Origin of the sequence: Reinekea blandensis MED297 (assembly GCF_000153185.1) — a bacterium.
GTDB classification, from domain to species: Bacteria; Pseudomonadota; Gammaproteobacteria; order Pseudomonadales; family Natronospirillaceae; genus Reinekea; species Reinekea blandensis.
In genome coordinates this window covers 201,154-220,535 of the sequence record NZ_CH724151.1, presented here as the reverse complement: position 1 = coordinate 220,535, position 19,382 = coordinate 201,154, and the positions used below count along the sequence as shown (strand labels likewise).

Below are 19,382 nucleotides of genomic sequence, written 5' to 3'. Positions count from 1 at the left end.
CAAAGGGGGCACTGATGAAAATCGCGTTGATCGGTCTGGGCGATATTGCCCGCAAGGCTTATCTACCACTGCTCAGCACCTGGCCGGGCGTTGAGCTGGTGTTGTGCACCCGATCCGAAGCGGTCTTGCAGGCAGTCGCTCAGCAGTATCGGGTGACTGACACCTGTACGGATTATCATGAGTTGATGGCCTTTGGCATCGATGCGGTGATGATTCATGCCGCCACGGCCGTTCATGCACCGATGGCTGAGTACTTTCTTCAACAGGGGTGTGCGGTTTTTGTCGATAAGCCTTTGGCCGATTCCTACGCGACTTGTGAACAGCTCTACGACCTGGCTCAGCGCCGGAATGTGCCTTTGTATGTGGGTTTCAATCGCCGTCATTTGCCGCTGCTGAATGAGCAGATACCGGGCTTACAGGTAGGCCAGGGAACTGGGTTGACCGGCATTCGATGGGAGAAGAACCGATATCAACAGCCCGGCGCGGTGAAGGCCTTTTTGTTTGATGATTTCATCCATCCGCTGGACAGCGTTAATCTTTACGGTCGCGGCTCGTTGGACGACGTTCAGGTCCACGCTCGGTTTGATGGACAGGCGTTAGCGTCGATCCGTGTCAGCTGGCAGGAACAGGATCGGGTGATTGAAGCGGTCATGAATCGACAGGCTGGCCAAACCCGGGAGCGCATCGTTGTTGAGGCCATCAATGAAAGCTGGGTGTTTGACGGGTTCCAACAGGGCATTCATCTGTCTGGCAATCGCTCACGGCCTTTTGCGCTGGCTGACTGGACTCCGATGTTGGCGGCTAAAGGGTTTGACGCCATGATCGCCGATTGGCTGACCATCGCGGCCCGAACGCACCCTATGACCACCACTGCCATCGAGCGCAATCTGGGCACGCATCGCATGCTGCAGGCACTGCTCGACCGGTTGCAGCCTTAACAGAGCCTCAAATCGAGCAGAAATGCTCAACAAATGACCACTTGACCTGCCACAGATGTCAGATAAGGTGAAAAAGCCCTGTTTGTTTAGCTGTCTACAAGGCGTTTCCTGAGGCGTCAGTGCTGTTCCTCGTACTATTCAAACTGATTCTCTGTGCCAGGAGGTTGCACACCGCTGTGCACGGATAAGGACATCCTATGTTTAAAGAGATCTGGAACTTCATCAGCGGCAAAGGTGCTTCGGTGATCAGCAGCATCGAAGAAACCGTTGATGAGTACATCTACACCAACGAAGAAAAGTTTCGCTCAAAAGAAGACAGCGATCGTTTCCGTGCCGAGTTGAAACTGCGATTGGCGGAAATGAACCAGCAGCTGGTCAGTAGCGAGCAGAATTTCCGACTGGAAATTGAAAAGCTGGTGCATCAGCGCGAACGCCAGATGGAAGATACCTACCGGCAACACCTGAACAACTCCAAAGACGTCGTGTTGGCGGAACTCAAACAGGACGATAAATTCACTAAGCGCGCCCGCCCGATGGTGGTCTATGCCGGACTGTTTTTCATCCTGCTTGAACTGCTCGGGTTGCGGATTACGGTGCTCAGTTTGTTGGGTTCGCCGGAGTACATTGTCACCAGTTCCAGCGAGGTTTTCGGCAGCTTCATGTGGGTCTGGGGCGGGGTGGTTGGCGTATATGCAGCCGGCCGCTCGGCTGAGAAGCGTGGCAAGGTGTCCCGACTGACAGAACTGGCGACGGGCTCCGGTAAGCAGAAAGTTCAGGATCAGCTGAAATCGATCGAGGATGCGTTCACATGGTCAAAGTAGTTGTGCACTGTTCAGCCTCCGGTTTCGGCAATGCGGCGTTGGTTGCCAAATGGCATCTGGAACGCGGCTGGAGTGGGATCGGATACCATTACGTCATCCTGAATGGCTGGCTGGCATCCGGCGTTTATAATCGGCGGTTTAACGGCCACATTGAAACGGGTCGTCCGTTGGATGATGACCCCGTGGTGGCCGGCCATGAAACCGGCGCTCATGTTCGGTCTTTCAATCGTGGTTCGGTCGGCGTTTGTTTGATTGGCAACAGCGGATCATTTACCCAGCGACAGCGCATCGCGCTGATCCAGTGTCTGTTTGAACTGGAAGAGCAGTTTGGACAAATCGACGTGTGTCAGCATTCCGATCTGGACCCGAAAAAGCCACTGTGTTCCGGGTTGGTGACCGACGATATTCGCAACAACTTGGCGCTTTATCGTGAGCGGATTGAACGCTATCAACGCTTACCGAAGGACGTCGCCTGAGCGCAGGGTCGGACGGGTTTACTGGTGCAGCAGTGCATCCAACTCGTCAACTGGTTCGGCCCATTCCGCATCGAGAGAGCGGGCTTCGAGTAAAAACTGTTTCTGCGATTCGCTCCACACCGACAGGCTTTCAAGCGGGGTGTCCGGATCGTTGATTCGGTTTTTCTCAATAAACTGGGCAATGGTGGTGTCGTCGTCCGGCAGACCCAGCTGTCCGAACAGGGCACGCAGTGATTGGAAGTTTGCTTGCATGGATGGATCTCCTTGCTTTAAAAAACGATCACTTGTCAGTGTATGTTGGATCGGGTCAGGCGAAAATCAAGGTGTTGGGTACGACAAGTCGCCGAAAGGGAAAGTGTTGTCGGTGCTCAATGACTGGTCCGAACCGATGCTGTCAGCGTATCATCGGGTTCAATTTCAGTAATGTGATCCTGTATTTATGAGACTTACCCCACCGGCCCCGGCTCAGACTTTTGAAGCACAAGACATCTATGGAGAGACCGTGAGGTTGACGGACTTCGCCGGAAAAAAGGTGATGTTGTGTTTTTTCCGCGACGCCGCCTGTCCTTTCTGTAACTTTCGGGTATACGAACTGACCCATCGCTATCGGGCCTGGAAAGCGCGTGGCGTGGAAGTGATTGCCGTGTTCAGTTCCACCGCCGAAGAAGTACGCGAGCACGTGGCGCGCTACCCCCGACCGTTTCGTTTGATTGCTGATTCAAACCTGGATATCTATAACCAGTACGGCGTTGAAAAAAGCGGAAAGGCACTGTGGAAAGCCTTGCTGTTTAAAATGCCGAGGATCATCCGGGGTATGGTTAAGGGTGGACGTCCCAGACCGAATCCTCATGTCACCTTGGTGCCGGCCGATTTTCTGATCGACACAAAAGGCCACATTCAGGATTGTTGGTACGGTCGCAATACCAGTGATCACATTCCGCTAGAGCGTGTTGATGCTTTTATTGGCCGTGACGCTCAGGTCGCTAACACGAGCGCAGTCTGATCTGACCAGCGTTCTGTCATGATCTGAGCAAGGCGCGCGATGCTGGCATCGGACAAGGCCCGATAGTCGAAATAAGGCGTGATCAGGCAGTTTGCATGATCATGCACGAAAATGCCCGGCGCCAGGCTGGTGGCCTGGCTCAGCAGGCCTAACGCGTCGGCATACTGTTTTCCGGCGATGAGGGTCAGTCCAGTGTTCTCGTTAATGTTCTCGGCAACGATCGAGCCCATACGTAAGCCATGTTGCTGGCCGGGCTGAAACAGTTGCTGATCCCGAAGCGCACGCCAGTCGGTTGCGGCGTCTGGCTTCAGCGCGCAGAGCAGCTTTGCATAGACATTGAATATCTTACGCCAGTGGTTGGAGTTCGCGCCGACGAGTATGGCCAGTTCACCCGGAAAAAGCGTTGACCGACCGGATGCAAACGCCGGCTCCGGCCACCGTGGTTGATGCTCGACGCAAACGGTCAGTGTGGCCTGTGGTTCACCGAGATAGTCGCGCATCAATAGACGCCCAGATCCTGACCGCAGACGACGTCTCCATCGAAGTGTTGACGAACTTCGTCCATCAGATCGTTTTCGGTTGCGCCCCACAATAACAGGTGGGTCATCACCAGTTTCCCCGGCTGCACCTGAGCGGCAATCTCACCAAGCTGTAGTCCGGACGTGTGCATGGCGCTGTGGTATTTCTGCCAATCCGGCTCGCGGCGATCAAAGCCTTTTTGCGAGTACACTTCGTGCACCAGAACGTCGCAACCCTGCCACAGATCATAGACCTCTGGGCAGGGTGAGGTATCGCCCGATACGACGATAGTGCGATCCGGCGTGGTGAACTTGAATCCAAACGGCTCCCAGCCCTTGCCATGATTGACCCCGAAGGCGTCCACCTGAACGCGATCGTCTTCATAACATCGCCCCTCAGAAAACTCCGTCGCTTCAGCACGCCCGCCGGTCAGGTTGATCGGTTCGAGCCCACAGGTTCGAGCGTGAATATCGGCGCTGTAGGCTTTGTTGACATGGTCGACCAGGTGTTGAGTACCTTTCGGGCCGTAGACCTGAAGCGGCTTTTCGCGCCCCATGACCCAGGGGGTGAAAATGATATCGGGCAAACCGATGGTGTGATCAGAATGCAGATGGGTCAGAAACAAACGATCCAGGTTCGAGACCTTCAGCGCATTGATACCTTGTTCGTAAGCCTGTTGGGCCCGGCGCACCAGCCCCGGTCCACAATCGATAATGTACGCCCGATCACCCACGGTAATAGCAGTGCAGGGCCCCATGCGTAAGGGGTCTGGGTTGGGAGTGCCGGTGCCGAGAAGGACTACCTGAGTCTGCATTTGCGCGCTTTGCCGGGCCATGGGATACCTGATGTCGTCTGAAAACCTCCTATCATCTACGCTCAGCAGGCGGTTTGTAAATGTCCGGGTGACTGTACAAAAACAATGACAAGTTCGAAAATTGCCATAGTTGACGTTTACGTCAACGTCACTTAGCCTCTGACACCCATAACAAAGACAAAAACAGGCTGACACATGATGCACTCCCTGAATTTTGGTCTGGGGGATACCCTGGACGCTCTGCGCGATGCGGTTCGGGCATTTGCGCAAAAAGAAATTGCGCCACGAGCCGAAGAAATCGATTTGACCAATGCGTTTCCCCGCGATCTGTGGCCTGCCATGGGTGAGCTGGGCCTACTCGGTATCACCGTTGAGGAAGAGCTGGGCGGCTCCGGACTGGGTTACGCTGCCCATGCGGTGGCGATGGAAGAGATCAGCCGGGCGTCGGCCTCTGTCGGTTTGAGCTATGGCGCGCATTCCAACCTCTGTGTGAATCAGATCCGCAAGAACGCTAGCGCGGAGCAGAAAGCCAAATATCTGCCTAAGCTGATCTCCGGTGAGCATGTCGGCGCGCTGGCCATGAGTGAGCCCGGTGCCGGTTCGGACGTGGTCAGCATGAAGCTGAAAGCCGAAGACAAGGGCGATCATTACCTGCTTAACGGCAACAAGATGTGGATCACCAACGGCCCCGATGCCGACGTACTGGTGGTCTATGCCAAGACCGACCCGAATGGCGGTAAGCGCGGCATCTCCTGTTTCCTGATCGAAAAAGACTTTCCCGGTTTCAAGACGGCTCAGAAGCTCGACAAACTCGGCATGCGCGGCAGCAATACCTGCGAGCTGGTGTTTGAAGACTGCAAGGTGCCGAAAGAAAACCTCATGGGCAAAGAGGGCGATGGCGTCAAGATTCTCATGAGCGGGCTCGATTACGAACGTGTGGTGCTCTCAGCCGGGCCGCTCGGCATCATGCAGGCAGCGATGGACATCGTGTTGCCCTATGTTCATGAGCGCAAACAGTTTGGTCAGGCCATCGGTGAGTTTCAATTGGTACAGGGCAAACTGGCCGATATGTACACCAATCTGAATGCCTCACGTGCTTATGTTTACGCCGTAGCCGCCGCCTGTGACCGCGGTGAAACCACGCGTAAAGATGCCGCCGGGGCGATTTTGTATGCTGCCGAAAAAGCCACTCAGGTGGCGTTGGACGCCATTCAACTGCTCGGTGGGAACGGCTACATCAACGAGTACGCCACCGGGCGCTTGCTGCGCGATGCCAAGCTTTATGAAATCGGTGCCGGAACCAGTGAAATCCGTCGCATGCTGATCGGGCGCGAGCTGTTCAACGAAGGGTAAGTGAGGAGTCACTATGTCGGAACTCAACGATATTCAGGTGATGATGCGCGATGCCGCGCGCGACTTTGCCCAAAACGAACTGAAACCGAACTCGGCCAAATGGGACCGTTCAGCGGAGCATCCCATTGATATCATCAAACAGCTGGGCGAAACCGGGTTTTATGGGTTAACCGTACCCGAAGCCTACGGGGGCAGCGAGGCCGGCTATTTGTCGCTCGCTCTGGTTGTGGAAGAGATTGCGCAGGGTGATGGCGCCTTGTCGACGATCACCTCGGTGATGAACTCCGTGGTGTGTTCACCGATAGCAGCCTATGGCTCTGAAGCACAGAAAACACAATGGTTACCGGCGCTGGCCAACGGCGAAAAACTGGGCGCTTTCTGCCTGACCGAACCGCATGCCGGATCTGACGCTGCAGCTTTAAAAACCCGCGCTGTCCGCACCTCAACCGGTTGGCGACTTAACGGCACCAAGCAGTTTATTACCAACGGTGCGATTGCCGATCTCGCCATTGTCTTTGCCGTGACCGATCCGGACAAAGGCAAAAAGGGGCTGAGTGCCTTTCTGGTGCCGGCGCATCTGCCAGGATTTGAAGTGCCCGTCGTTGAATCAAAAATGGGTCAGCGAGCATCCGATACCGCGCAGTTGGTCTTTAAGGACATTGAGTTGCCGGAAGATGCCCTGTTGGGCGCAGAAGGGCAGGGTTATGCCATCGCGCTCGGTAATCTGGAAGGCGGTCGCATTGGCATTGCTGCGCAATGTGTGGGTATGGCACAGGCCGCGTTCGATGTCGCGGCCAGTTACGCACAGGAACGTGAGTCGTTCGGTACCCGGCTGATGGACCATCAGGCGGTGGCGTTTCGGTTGGCGGACATGGACACGCAAATCGAAGCCGCTCGTCAGCTGGTGTGGAATGCCGCCCGCCGTAAAGATGCGGGTTTGCCCGCCCTGCGGGAAGCGGCGATGGCAAAACTGTTTGCCAGTGACATGGCAGAGAAGGTGGTCTCCGACGCCATGCAGACCCTCGGTGGTTATGGTTATCTGACTGATTTCCCAATTGAACAGATCTACCGCGATGTCCGCGTCGCGCGGATTTATGAAGGCACCAGCGACATTCAGAAGATGATCATCGCCCGCGACATAGAAGGACGATTCTCATGAGCGTCATCCACAGTCAGGTCAACACCCGCAGTGAAGAGTTTGCGCAGCGCGATCGCTTCAACCGCGCGTTAGTCGATGAGTTGAACGACCGTTTAGCCGCCGTGTATCAGGGCGGGGGTTCCCGGGCGCGCGAAAAGCATCTGGCCCGGGGTAAGCGTTTGCCCCGTGAGCGGATTGAACGATTGCTCGATTCCGGGTCACCGTTTCTGGAAATTTCCGCATTGGCAGCCAGTGGACTGTACGACGATGCCGTGCCTTCCGCCGGGGTCGTCGCCGGCATTGGTCAGATCAGTGGGGTGCACTGTTTGATCGTCGCCAATGACGCTACCGTCAAAGGCGGAACCTATTATCCGATGACGGTAAAAAAACACCTTCGGGCACAGCAGATCGCGCTGGAAAATCGCTTACCCTGTATTTACCTCGTCGACAGTGGCGGTGCGTTTCTGCCGATGCAGGATGAAGTCTTTCCCGACCGCGAGCATTTCGGACGCATTTTTTTCAACCAGGCCAATCTGTCCGCACAGGGCATTCCTCAGATTGCCGTGGTGATGGGTTCCTGTACCGCCGGCGGTGCCTATGTGCCCGCCATGTGCGATCAGAGTGTGATCGTGCGCGATCAGGGCACCATTTTTCTGGGTGGTCCGCCTTTGGTGAAAGCAGCGACCGGCGAAGAGGTGACCGCGGAAGAGTTGGGTGGCGGCGTTGTACACACGCACACCTCTGGGGTGGCCGATTATCTGGCCGACAACGACGATCACGCGTTGGTACAAACCCGGCAGATCGTCGCGCATCTTAATCTGACACAGGCATCACCGACGAACACAGCTTTCAAGCCGCCGCGTTATCCGGTGGAGGATCTTTACGGACTGATTCCCGAAGATCTGAAGACGCCATTTGATGTCCGCGACATCATTGCCAGGCTGGTGGACGATTCCGTGCTTGATGAGTTCAAAGCCAATTATGGTAAGACCTTGGTTACCGGCTTTGCGCACATCGAAGGGCAGCCGGTCGGCATTTTAGCCAACAACGGCATTCTGTTTTCCGAGTCGGCACAAAAGGGCGCGCACTTCATACAACTGTGTAATCAGCGCGGCATTCCGCTGTTGTTCCTGCAGAACATCACCGGCTTCATGGTGGGTAAAAAATATGAGAACGCGGGTATTGCAAAAGACGGTGCCAAACTGGTGACTGCTGTCGCTTGTGCCAAGGTTCCGAAACTGACCGTGGTCATCGGTGGCAGTTTTGGCGCCGGCAACTACGGTATGTGTGGCCGTGCTTACGACCCCCGGTTTTTATGGATGTGGCCAAACGCGCGCATTTCAGTCATGGGCGGTGAGCAGGCGGCCACGGTGTTAGCCACGGTGAAAGGCGAACAGAAACAGGCGCAAGGTGAAGACTGGACAGCTGAAGATGCCGAAGCTTTCAAAGCTCCGGTGCGAGACCAGTATGAAACCCAGGGCAATCCTTACTATTCCACCGGACGGCTTTGGGACGATGGCATTATCGATCCGGCGCAGACCCGAACCATCCTCAGTCTGGCGCTGACGGTTTGTGCCAATGGTCATAGCGAAGACACCCGCTATGGCGTGTTCCGAATGTGATGGCTATCTCCCGTGTGATAAGAGAGACGACAATGCTCAAACAGACACTGAATAACAGCATATTAACTCTGACGTTAAACCGTCCTGAGGTTCGCAATGCGCTAAACGCGGAACTGATCGGGACGCTCACGCAGGCTGTTTTAAAGGCTCATCAGTCGGATGACGTGCGGGTCGTCGTTTTACGTGGCGAAGGTAACCACTTCAGTGCCGGTGCGGACCTGAACTGGATGTTGTCGATGAAATCTGAATCCATGGAGACCAACGTCAACGATGCCAAAGCCCTTGCAGAGCTGATGACCACACTGAACTTCTGCCGAAAGCCGGTCATTGCGGTGGTGCAAGGAGCTGTCATGGGTGGCGGCGTCGGCTTAACCGCTTGCGCGGATATTGCCATTGCACAGGATAATGCCATGTTTGCGCTGTCAGAAACGCGATTGGGTCTGACGCCGGCGACCATATCCCCCTTTGTGGTCAACGCCATTGGCCGGCGTCAGGCCCGGCGCTACATGCTGACTGGTGAACGTTTCGATGCAGTGACCGCGTTGCAATTGGGGTTGGTACATGAGGTTGCGCCATGGGAACGCATCGACACGCTGATTCATGATTTCTGCGATGCCTTAAAGCAGGGCGGCCCAGACTCTCACCGGAAAATAAAAAAACTGCTTCACGACGTTTCCGAGCGTCCGCTGAATGACGAGCTTATGGAAAATCTGGCTTGGCGAATTGCCAACCAACGCATTGGTGCTGAAGGTCAGGAAGGCATTCGCGCCTTTTTGGAAAAACGCGCGGCGGCCTGGGTTGAAACTGAGGATGACAATCAATGAAAACATTACTGATTGCCAATCGCGGTGAAATAGCCGTTCGCGTGATCCGTACGGCCAAACAACAGGGCTTACGAACCGTGGCGGTGTTCTCAGAAACGGACCGTCATGCCCCGCACGTGGATCTGGCGGACACAGCCGTTTGTCTTGGTGACGGCCCCGTTGCGAAAACCTATCTGGATCAGGACAAAATTCTGGCCGCGATGACGACAACCGGCGCCGATGCCGTGCACCCCGGTTACGGGTTTTTATCTGAGAACGCGGAATTTGCCGAGCGGGTCATGGCCGCCGGTTGGACCTGGGTCGGCCCGCCCGTGGATGCGATGAAAGCGATGGCGTCCAAAGCACGGGCCAAGCAAACCCTGGAACCCAAAGGGGTGCCGATGATTCCCGGGTATCACGGTGACGATCAATCCGATGCCACCTTGACCGCAGAAGCACTGACCATTGGTTTTCCGTTGCTGGTGAAAGCATCCGCCGGTGGCGGTGGCAAAGGTATGAAAGTCGCCGAGTCGGAAGCGGAGTTGAGCGATGCGTTGCAGTCGGCGCGACGGGAAGCCGAAAACTCGTTCGGTGATGACCGTTTGTTACTGGAAAAATTTCTGGTGCAGCCACGCCACATTGAAGTGCAGATTCTGGCGGATCAGCACGGCAACGTCGTTAGCCTCTTTGAGCGGGACTGTTCGGTGCAGCGACGGCATCAGAAAGTGCTCGAAGAAGCACCGGCTCCAAACCTATCGCAATCTTTGCGCGAACAGATGTGGTTAGCCGCAGAGACCACCGCCCGGGAAATCGGCTACGAAGGGGCCGGTACCGTTGAGTTCATTCTCTCAACCGAAGGGGAGTTTTATTTCCTGGAAATGAACACCCGACTGCAGGTTGAACATCCGGTGACTGAGTGCATCACCGGTCAGGACTTGGTGGCCTGGCAGCTGAACATCGCACGGGGTGAAACACTGCCGCCCATTCGCCCGGTCGAACCGATCGGTCACGCCATCGAAGCCCGCTTTTACGCTGAAGACCCTGCGCAAAACTTTTTACCGATGGTCGGGCATATTCATCAACTGACCTTTCCTCAGGGTGACGGTATCCGGATCGACAGCGGCGTTTATGAACAGACGGACGTGTCCAGTTTCTACGATCCCATGTTGGCTAAGGTGATCGTCCATGCCGATAACCGGGAAGCGGCGCTGCTGAAAATGCGCCAGGTTTTGGCGCAGACCCGCTGTTTCGGGTTAACGACCAATCTGGGCTTCCTGCGCCATCTGATTGAACAACCCGAAGTGCAGAACATGACCGTTCACACGCGTTGGCTGGATGAACAAGAGCAGCGCTTTTCAGCACCAAATGTGCCCGAGCAGGCGGGTTGGGCCGCACTCGCGGCGGTCCTTCATCAGTGTCATCAGCCGGCTGACGATGCCTTCACGCGGCATCGTGGGTGGCGCATGAATGGCCAGCGCCGATGGACCTATGCTTTGAGCGAGCAGACCCGCATCGAGGTCGTGCGAACCGGCCGCAATTGGCAGATTGACCTGCCTGAAGGTGGGTTGCATTTGGAACAGGTGAGCTATCAGCCAACCGGCGATTCCCTGGGTGAGCTGTCTGCTCAGTCGAAAGGGCGTTTGTATCGCTGGGCCGTTTATGTCACCGATGACAGTGTCTGGCTGGACGACGGGCATCAACCGCTTGTGCAAACCTGGTGGCGGGCTGAGAAAGCGCACGATCATGACGTCGATGTCAGCGGGCGTGAAGTGGCCGCGTTGCCCGGAACGGTGACCGCGCTTTATAAACAGCCCGGCGATCACGTCCGGGTCGGCGACAAGTTGCTGTCCTATGAAGCGATGAAAATGGAAACCACCTTAATGGCCGATGTCGACGGTGTCCTCTCGGATATGAGTTGGCAGGTCGGTGATCAGATCGGTGAGGGCGATTTGCTATACGACATTACGGCCACTGCGGATGCGGAGGAAAATGCATGAGTCGCGAACGCGTCAGTATTGTTGAAGTTGGTGCCCGCGATGGCCTGCAAAACGAATCAACCACCTTATCGGTCAAGGGTCGCGTCGAGCTTATCCGTCGGCTGATGGACTGTGGATTAACGCGCATCGAAGCCGGTGCTTTTGTGTCGCCCAAATGGGTGCCGCAGATGGCGGACAGCGATCAGGTGTTGCAGGCGTTACCGAGCACAGAAGCCGTCAGTTTTCCGGTGTTGACCCCGAACTTAAAAGGGCTGGAGGCAGCGATAGCGGCGGGCGCGAAAGAGGTGGCGGTGTTCGGTGCGGCCAGTGAAACGTTCAGTCAGAAGAATATCAACTGCAGTATTGCGGAAAGTCTGGATCGATTTGCTGTGGTTTGCGAACAGGCGAAAGCTGCGCACGTTCGTGTTCGCGGCTACGTCAGCTGTCTGGTTGGTTGCCCCTATGAGGGAGTTATTCAACCGGAACAGGTGGTGCCGGTGGTTCGGCGCCTGTTTGAGCTGGGCTGCTATGAAGTATCCCTCGGCGACACCATCGGCGTCGGTACGCCCGCCTCGATCGAACGGGTGCTCACCGCGTTACTGAAGGAGTTTCCGGCGTCCTGGCTGGCGATGCATTGTCACGATACCTATGGCATGGCCATCGCCAACCTGCGCAAAGGGCTGGATCTCGGTTTGCGAACCATCGATTCCAGCATCGGCGGCGCAGGCGGCTGCCCCTATGCACAAGGCGCCAGTGGCAATGTGGCCACCGAAGATGTCGCCTATTTTTTACGCGGTGAAGGGCTTGACTGTGGGGTGGACCTGGAGCGACTGGTAGAGACCGGTCAGTGGTTGTTCTCGCAGTTGAACAAACCCGTTCCTTCGCGCGTCAATCGAGCGTTATCTGGCAAGCTGAGCTGACAGTTGCCGTGATGGCAACTGATGAGCTTAGCTGGTCATGACTCGGCTGGCCTGACTATGATGAAGGCCAGTCAGAATTTTCTAATAACAACAAAACGGACGAAGACTTATGAGCCAGTCGACTGTTCACAAGCCGGAACTGATGGATGAGAACCTGCTCTCCATTCCGACATTCAAACTGTTGAAACAAGACGGCACCCTTTATCAGGGCGCCAGCGCACCTGACTTCAGCGAAGACTTTGCAGTGAAAGTGTATCAGGACCTGGTGTTCACCCGGGTGTTGGACGAGCGCATGATCAATGCTCAGCGTCAGGGCCGCATTCCTTTTTATCTTGCCTCGCTTGGTGAAGAAGCTGCGTCGGTCGGTTCGGCGGCGGCGTTGAGTGACCACGATATGATCTTTGCCCAGTATCGTGAACAGGGCGCGTTAAGATTGCGCGGATTTACGGCGCAGCAGTTCATGGACCAGTGCTTTTCAAATGAACTGGATCTCGGCAAGGGCCGGCAAATGCCGATCCATTACGGATCGAAAGCCCTGAACTACATGACCATCTCATCTCCGTTGGCGACACAGATTCCGCAAGCGGCCGGCTATGCATATGGCCAGAAACTCGCCGGTCTGGATGCCGTGACCATCTGTTATTTTGGTGAAGGCGCAGCCAGCGAAGGCGACTTTCATGCCGGCGTAAACATGGCGGCCGTACTCAACTGCCCGACGCTGTTTTTATGCCGTAATAATGGCTATGCGATTTCCACTCCCGCCGATGAACAGTTTAAAGGTGACGGCGTTGCCAGCCGTGGTATCGGTTATGGCATCAAGACCATTCGAGTAGACGGTAATGACCTGCTGGCGATGTATGAGGCCACACGCATCGCTCGTGACTATGCACTCGAAAACAACGCGCCGGTACTGATCGAAGCCATGTCGTATCGGCTGGGTGCGCATTCAACGTCCGATGACCCTACCGGCTACCGCTCCAAAGACGAAGAAGCCAAGTGGGCGAAAAAAGACCCGGTGCTGCGTTACAAGCATTGGCTGACGAAGCAGGGTTGGTGGGATGACGACAAAGAAAAAGCACTCTACGCCGAGTACCGGGAAGACATTCTGTCGCAGATGAAAGCGGCCGAGAAACGCCCTGTCCCAACCCTCGATCATCTGATCGAAGATGTCTACGACCAGCCGTCGGATCAGCTCCGTAAACAGTTGAGTGAGTTGAAACAACACATCCGGCAATACCCGGATAACTATCCGAAAACGGCAGGGAGGTTGGACGCATGAGTCAGATGAATCTGTTGCAGGCGATCAACAATGCGCTCGATATCGCCATGGAAAAAGACGACAAGGTCGTGTGCTTTGGCGAAGACGTCGGCTTTTTTGGCGGCGTGTTCCGGGCCACCAGTCATCTACAGGAAAAGTACGGCCGTGCCCGTTGCTTCAATACACCACTGGTCGAGCAGGGCATCATTGGTTTTGCCAACGGTTTGGCGTCGCAGGGACACAAACCGGTCGCTGAAATTCAGTTTGGTGATTACATCTTTCCGGCTTTTGATCAGATTGTGAATGAGACGGCTAAGTTCCGTTATCGCAGCGGCAACGAGTTCGATGTCGGTGGATTGACGATCCGCACACCCTACGGCGGCGGCATCAAGGGTGGGCACTATCATTCGCAGAGCCCGGAAGCTTACTTCGCCCACACACCCGGATTGAAAATTGTTGTACCACGCAATCCGCATCAGGCGAAGGGTCTGCTGCTGGCGTCCATCCGAGACGAGAACCCGGTTATTTTCTTTGAACCAAAACGTCTTTATCGGGCATCAGTCGGCGATGTGCCCGAAGAAGACTACGAACTGCCGATCGGAAAGGCCGATGTGGTCCGTGAAGGGTCGGACATTACGCTGCTGGCCTGGGGCGCGCAGATGGAAATCATCAGTGACGCCGCTGAAAAGGCCGACAAAGACGGCATCGATTGTGAAGTCATCGATTTGCGCAGCATTCTGCCGTGGGACATTGAGACCGTGGTCAGTTCAGTACAAAAAACCGGACGTTTGCTGATTTCACACGAAGCCCCGTTGACCAACGGTTTTGGTGCCGAAATTGCCGCCACCGTTCAGGAAGAGGCGTTTCTGAGTCTGGAGTCGCCCATTATGCGCGTCTGTGGTCTGGACGTGCCGTATCCGCTGGCGCACGAAACAGAATACATGCCGGACGCCACCAAGGTGTATGAAGCCATTAAACGAAGTATTCATTATTGAATGCCGACGTGACGGAGAACAAAACAATGAAAGAAGATTTTATTCTGCCGGATATCGGTGAAGGTATTGTCGAATGTGAGCTGGTTGAATGGCTGGTGTCGGTTGGCGATCAGGTTGAAGAAGATCAGCCCGTAGCGGACGTTCAAACCGATAAGGCGCTGGTGCAGATTCCTGCGAAACACGCCGGCCGGGTTGAAAAGTTTTATGTCGAAGAAGGTGAAATCGCCAAGGTTCACGCGCCGCTGTTTCAAATGGAAATTGCCGGTGAGGGGCCAGAGGAATCATCTCCGGCCCGGGATGTTCCAGACTCGGCTCCGGAAGCAAAGCCCTCAAAAGTTGAGCATGTCTCTCAGTCTGTTGCACCCAGCGATGAGACGCACCGGAAAGTTCTGGCGACCCCGGCGGTTCGCCGTATTGCCCGAGAGAATGACGTGAACATTGCCGAAGTTTCCGGCACGGGACCGTCCGGAAGAGTCCTGAAAGAAGACATGCTGAACTATCTCGACGGCGAACCTTCTGCAGCAAACACCAGTGCTAAAACACAGCCTGTTTCCGGTCAGGCAATCGAAGAAATTCCGTTGAAGGGCATCCGCGCGGTAATGGCGGAACAAATGCAGAAATCGGTCAGCACCATTCCGCATTTCACCTACGCCGAAGAGATCGACATCACGGCGTGTAATGCTCTGCGTCGTGAACTGAATGACAGTCTCAGTCCGGATGATGTTCGGTTGACGTTGATGGCGTTCTTTATCAAATCGCTGTCAGTCGCATTGACTCAGTTTCCCATCGTTAACAGCCACATGAATGAAACCGGCGATACCATTTTGCAACATCGTGACCACAACATCGGCATGGCAGTGGACTCGCCTATGGGGTTGTTGGTCCCGAACATCAAAGCGGTGAATCGTCGTTCGCTCAGTGAGGTCGCTGCGGAAGTTCGCCGCTTGACCGAAGCCGGGCGGGCCGGACGTTTGTCTCCCGACGATATGAAAGGTGGCACCATTACCATTTCGAATATCGGAGCGATTGGCGGTACGGTCACGACACCGATCATTAATAAGCCGGAAGTCGCCATAGTTGGTATTGGCCGTATCCAATCGCTGCCCCGTGGCTTGCCGGATGGTAGCATCGGGCTACGGGAAGTGCTTAATGTCAGTTGGTCCGGTGATCATCGGGTCTTGGATGGCGGTACCATTGCGCGCTTTAATAACGAATGGAAACGCCTGTTGGAACAACCATCTCAGATGCTGCTGTCGCTGGTTTAAGACGACACCGACAGACGTTAGTCGATATCCAACGCAAGCAGGGCGGCCAGAAAAGTGACGCGATCCGTCGGGTTTCTGGGCGCCTGTACCCAAACACTTTTCTGGTCGGGCACGATCACCATGTCCGGTCCTAACCAGTCCTCAATGGCTTGCCGAATCTGGTTGGCGGTCTGATAGTCCGGTTGATAAAGATCCAACCGAATGTAGTCATCCAATCGCTCCGGAGGCGCCGGTTCTTCGGCCGTTACTTCTCTGACCTGAGAGTAGGAGGAAAGGGGTTCAGCGTTGGTGCTGGCTGCCAAAATGATCAATATTGCCGCCGTCATAAACACGGTAGGGACTTTGAATCGTTTCATAGCGAATGCATAAATCTGTCGGTTCAGAAGCAGTGTAGTGGATGAATAAGCTTTCGGTCGAACCGTCGGTTTTTTTGCCCGAAACCGGAGGTTTGCCAAGCGTTCGTACGCCGATTGAGAGGTGGATCACAAAAGATCAACCTGTAAAAACTCACAGCTTGAATCCCTACCTCCGCTTGTTTACCTTGTGCTGACAATCTACAAAAGGATTGCCGGGCGCAAGTCAGGTGAAAGGAAGCACTGCGGTTACCAACTGCGTCGATTCCGTTTTCTTGTCTCCAGTCCCGGAGGGAGTTGTCGGTAATTCTGAGAGAGGACTTCACCTCACCCGCCGTACCCAGAACCCGTCCCTGTGTCTGCAGCCGTTTCCGGGCTGCATAACTAAAAAAACTATAAAAAGTTCCTCCAACACAAGGGTGTATTTGTATGAAACCACTGAGGATAAACCTTAAGCGACTGCCTGCGCGCGTTGCTCTGATTGCCGTTACCGTGGGTGCGGTATCTCTGGCAACACCGAGCTTTGCGAGCAATGTCACTGAGAAGTCAAACACGGCCGAACGGCCAAAAATCGAAAAAACGCTGACACCGTCAGCTGCCCCGCAAATGATGATGCGCAGCTTTGCCATCGAGCCTCGTGAGCGGTACATCGTCGGGCTGGTTGATGAGTCGGTTGCCCGCTATCGCGGCGGTGTCGACGGTTATGCCGCCACCAGTACCGAAGGCCAGTCCAAACTGGACGTTCGCAGCAGCGAAGCTCGTGCTTACAGCGGCTATCTGGCGACTACGCAGGAAAAGTTTCTGCAGCAGATGTCCCGAGAACTGGGCCGTGACGTGACTGTGGTCGATCAGTTCCAGGTCGCGACCAACGCCATGATTGTTGAACTGACCAAAGCCGAAGCGGCGAAGGTCGCGCAGATCGACGGTCTGCGAAGCATTGTGAAAGATCAGCTGTTCAAGCTGGAAAAAACCGAAACTCTCGACGGTTTTGCGATTCCGGTCGATAAGAACACCACTCAGGTCTGGACCATCACCGCGTTTGCGTTGCTGGCGCTGACCCTGTTGGCCCTGGTGGCTTATCGTCGCGGCTGGCTAAACCGCAACTCAGCCGTGTTTGCCATGCTGGCAACGACACTGGGTATGGCCGGTTGTTATTACGAAGGTGGTTTCCAATGGATCGGTGCGCCGCAGATCTGGACCGGGTCTCACGATCTGGAGCCAACACGTGGTGAAGGCATCGTGGTTGGTATCATCGATACCGGTATTAACCCGATTTCGGATTCTTTTGCCGAAGTGGCTGGCGATGGCTATCGCCACACCAATCCGAAGGGTCAGTATTTCGGTGTCTGTGATGAGCGTTCCGACGTCTTTGACCCGAACTTCCCTTGTAACGACAAACTGATCGGCGCCTGGGGCGTTCCTTACATCGACGAAGGCAGTGCCCGTGATATCGATGGCCACGGTTCTCACACCGGCGGTACGTCAGCCGGTAACCTGGTTTACGATGCCACCGTGACGGCACCAACCGGTTTTGAAGTGACGAAAACCATTGCCGGTGTGTCACCCCGTTCAAACGTTATTTCCTACAAAGTCTGTGGTGCTGATGGGTGTTACCTGGCCGCGATTCTGTTCGCAATTGAACAGGCCATTGTCGATGGCGTTGATGTGATCAACTACTCCATTGGTGGTGGGTCTTCCGATCCTTGGGCGGACTACGATGCACTGTCATTCCTGTCAGCCATGGATGCCGGTATCTTCGTTGCCACCTCGGCGGGTAACAGCGGACCAGACTTCGCAACCCTGGGCAGCCCGGCGGATTCTCCCTGGATTACAGCCGTTGCCGCCAGCTCGCATAACTATTTCTACAAAAACTCACTGGTAAGCCTGGTGGGTGATGATGGTCAAACCTATCCGGACATCATCGGTCAGTCGATCGCACCTGGGTTTGAAAGTGCACCGATTGTCGATGCCGCCGATTATGGCAACGCTCAGTGTCTGGAAGGCGAGTTCACCTCGGCATTCAATGGCGAAATCGTCCTGTGTGACGCCGGCACCATTGCCCGTGTTGCCAAAGGCGCCAATGTTCAGGCCAACGGTGGCGGTGCATTGATTCTGGCTCGTCCGCCAACCAGCCCCGACGGCTCCGGTTATCTGGAAGCGGACACTCACGTGATTCCGGCGACGCACATCACCTACACCGACGCTGAGCAGCTGCGCGAGTGGATGGCGGCAAGCGGTGGCTTGAGTGGCTCACTGAGTGGTACTGAAACCGTACTGGCGGACGACTATGCGGACGTTCTGGCGTACTTCAGTTCACGCGGCGTCAACCCATCGGTGCCAAGTGTGGTAAAACCGAACATCACAGCGCCGGGTCGCGCGATTTTCGCGGCTTACTATGAAGACTATTCTGAGGCCGAGCAGGACTACAACATCATTCAGGGTACATCGATGTCGAGCCCGCACATTGCCGGCGCCGGTGCTCTGTTGAAGTCATTGCACCCAGATTGGACGCCGATGCAGATTCAATCGGCCATGATGACCACGGCTGACCTGAACCATACCAAAGAAGACGGCGTAACTCAGGCGGATGCGTTTGACGTTGGTGCCGGTCGTATCGACCTGCCAGCGGCGGCTCGTGCTGCTCTGGTGTTGGACGAAACGCAGGCTAACTTCCTGGCAGCCGATCCGTTCTTCGGCGGCAATCCAGCGGCGCTGAACCTGACCGGTCTTGGCGACGTGGCTTGTGTGGTCACCTGTAGCTGGACTCGTGTGGCAACCAACGTAAGCGACAAAACCACGCGTTGGAAGTCACTCTCCACTGACAATGTAACGGTCACGCCGAAGCACTTTGCTCTGGCACCCGGTGAAAGCGTTGAACTGACCTTTGTTGCAAGCGCTGCTTCAGTGGACGTGGGCGAATGGCTGTTTGATCAGGTCCCTGTACGTTCGAAGACCCGTGGTGTTCCAGACGTGCATTTCCCGGTTGCTGCCTTGTCAGCACTGTCTAACCTGCCTGCAGCAATCGACATCACGGCGGCTCAGGAAGCCGACACCGTAACGTTGTCAGATCTGCAAACGATCGAAATTACCGATGCCAGCGTACAGCTGACAGGCTTGGCACCGTCTGA

18 protein-coding genes are annotated in these 19,382 nt (G+C 55.4%); 14 read left to right on the top strand and 4 right to left on the bottom strand.

From position 1 onward, the window contains the following. The first annotated feature begins 14 nt into the window (after positions 1-14). The 3 genes from MED297_RS09645 (at position 15) to MED297_RS09635 (ending at position 2,235) form a co-directional block, all read left to right on the top strand. Entirely contained in the window at positions 15-938 is a 924-nt protein-coding gene (locus tag MED297_RS09645) for a Gfo/Idh/MocA family protein (protein ID WP_008044434.1), read from the top strand. Positions 939-1,135: 197 nt separating this feature from the next. Beyond that, positions 1,136-1,759: a 3TM-type holin gene (locus MED297_RS09640; RefSeq protein WP_008044433.1), complete on the top strand. Its 624-nt coding sequence runs from the start codon at positions 1,136-1,138 to the stop codon at positions 1,757-1,759. Beyond that, a complete protein-coding gene (locus MED297_RS09635; protein ID WP_008044431.1) occupies positions 1,747-2,235 on the top strand; it encodes an N-acetylmuramoyl-L-alanine amidase in 489 nt (162 codons plus the stop codon). Before MED297_RS09640 ends, MED297_RS09635 begins: the two co-directional genes overlap by 13 nt. 18 nt (positions 2,236-2,253) lie before the next feature. Here the strand turns inward: MED297_RS09635 and MED297_RS09630 are convergent, their stop codons facing one another. Continuing rightward, positions 2,254-2,487: a DUF2789 family protein gene (locus tag MED297_RS09630; RefSeq protein WP_008044429.1), complete on the bottom strand. Its 234-nt coding sequence runs from the start codon at positions 2,485-2,487 to the stop codon at positions 2,254-2,256. Between the two features lie 187 nt (positions 2,488-2,674). Between MED297_RS09630 and MED297_RS09625 the strand changes: the two genes are divergently transcribed. After that, positions 2,675-3,238, top strand: a complete 564-nt coding sequence (locus MED297_RS09625; RefSeq protein ID WP_040556945.1) for a peroxiredoxin family protein — start codon at positions 2,675-2,677, stop codon at positions 3,236-3,238. Here the strand turns inward: MED297_RS09625 and MED297_RS09620 are convergent. Together MED297_RS09620 and MED297_RS09615 are read right to left on the bottom strand one after the other, a co-directional pair. After that, positions 3,211-3,738: a DUF6942 family protein gene (locus MED297_RS09620; protein ID WP_008044425.1), complete on the bottom strand. Its 528-nt coding sequence runs from the start codon at positions 3,736-3,738 to the stop codon at positions 3,211-3,213. The genes MED297_RS09625 and MED297_RS09620 overlap by 28 nt on opposite strands. Then, positions 3,738-4,592 (bottom strand): MBL fold metallo-hydrolase, encoded by an 855-nt coding sequence (locus MED297_RS09615; protein ID WP_050762899.1) that lies wholly within the window; start codon positions 4,590-4,592, stop codon positions 3,738-3,740. The genes MED297_RS09620 and MED297_RS09615 overlap by 1 nt, the downstream gene beginning before the upstream one ends. A gap of 174 nt (positions 4,593-4,766) precedes the next feature. Here MED297_RS09615 and MED297_RS09610 point away from each other — a divergent pair, with 174 nt between their 5' ends. From MED297_RS09610 to MED297_RS09570, 9 genes are all read left to right on the top strand, one after another. Further along, positions 4,767-5,924, top strand: a complete 1,158-nt coding sequence (locus MED297_RS09610; RefSeq protein WP_008044422.1) for an isovaleryl-CoA dehydrogenase — start codon at positions 4,767-4,769, stop codon at positions 5,922-5,924. Between the two features lie 13 nt (positions 5,925-5,937). Continuing rightward, the gene (locus MED297_RS09605; protein ID WP_008044420.1) at positions 5,938-7,083 is read left to right on the top strand and encodes an acyl-CoA dehydrogenase family protein; all 1,146 of its coding nucleotides are present in this window, start codon (positions 5,938-5,940) and stop codon (positions 7,081-7,083) included. Next, positions 7,080-8,684 carry a carboxyl transferase domain-containing protein gene (locus tag MED297_RS09600; RefSeq protein WP_008044419.1) on the top strand — a complete coding sequence of 535 codons (1,605 nt, stop codon included), beginning with the start codon at positions 7,080-7,082 and terminating at the stop codon, positions 8,682-8,684. The genes MED297_RS09605 and MED297_RS09600 overlap by 4 nt, the downstream gene beginning before the upstream one ends. Positions 8,685-8,716: 32 nt before the next feature. After that, the gene (locus tag MED297_RS09595) at positions 8,717-9,508 is read left to right on the top strand and encodes an enoyl-CoA hydratase-related protein (protein WP_008044418.1); all 792 of its coding nucleotides are present in this window, start codon (positions 8,717-8,719) and stop codon (positions 9,506-9,508) included. Next, positions 9,505-11,484, top strand: a complete 1,980-nt coding sequence (locus MED297_RS09590) for an acetyl/propionyl/methylcrotonyl-CoA carboxylase subunit alpha (protein ID WP_008044416.1) — start codon at positions 9,505-9,507, stop codon at positions 11,482-11,484. Before MED297_RS09595 ends, MED297_RS09590 begins: the two co-directional genes overlap by 4 nt. Next, entirely contained in the window at positions 11,481-12,383 is a 903-nt protein-coding gene (locus MED297_RS09585) for a hydroxymethylglutaryl-CoA lyase (protein ID WP_008044415.1), read from the top strand. Before MED297_RS09590 ends, MED297_RS09585 begins: the two co-directional genes overlap by 4 nt. Before the next feature lie 109 nt (positions 12,384-12,492). After that, positions 12,493-13,662, top strand: a complete 1,170-nt coding sequence (locus tag MED297_RS09580; RefSeq protein WP_008044414.1) for a thiamine pyrophosphate-dependent dehydrogenase E1 component subunit alpha — start codon at positions 12,493-12,495, stop codon at positions 13,660-13,662. Then, positions 13,659-14,636, top strand: a complete 978-nt coding sequence (locus tag MED297_RS09575; RefSeq protein WP_008044413.1) for an alpha-ketoacid dehydrogenase subunit beta — start codon at positions 13,659-13,661, stop codon at positions 14,634-14,636. Before MED297_RS09580 ends, MED297_RS09575 begins: the two co-directional genes overlap by 4 nt. A gap of 26 nt (positions 14,637-14,662) precedes the next feature. Then, the gene (locus tag MED297_RS09570) at positions 14,663-15,901 is read left to right on the top strand and encodes a 2-oxo acid dehydrogenase subunit E2 (RefSeq protein ID WP_154650897.1); all 1,239 of its coding nucleotides are present in this window, start codon (positions 14,663-14,665) and stop codon (positions 15,899-15,901) included. Between the two features lie 17 nt (positions 15,902-15,918). On the opposite strand, the gene MED297_RS09565 is transcribed toward MED297_RS09570, so the two are convergent. Beyond that, positions 15,919-16,257, bottom strand: coding sequence for a flagellar basal body P-ring protein FlgI (locus tag MED297_RS09565; protein WP_154650896.1), 339 nt, complete (start codon positions 16,255-16,257; stop codon positions 15,919-15,921). 426 nt (positions 16,258-16,683) lie between these two features. Between MED297_RS09565 and MED297_RS22610 the strand changes: the two genes are divergently transcribed. After that, positions 16,684-19,382 (top strand): S8 family serine peptidase (locus MED297_RS22610; RefSeq protein ID WP_008044410.1); only part of this gene is annotated, 2,699 nt, incomplete at its 3' end.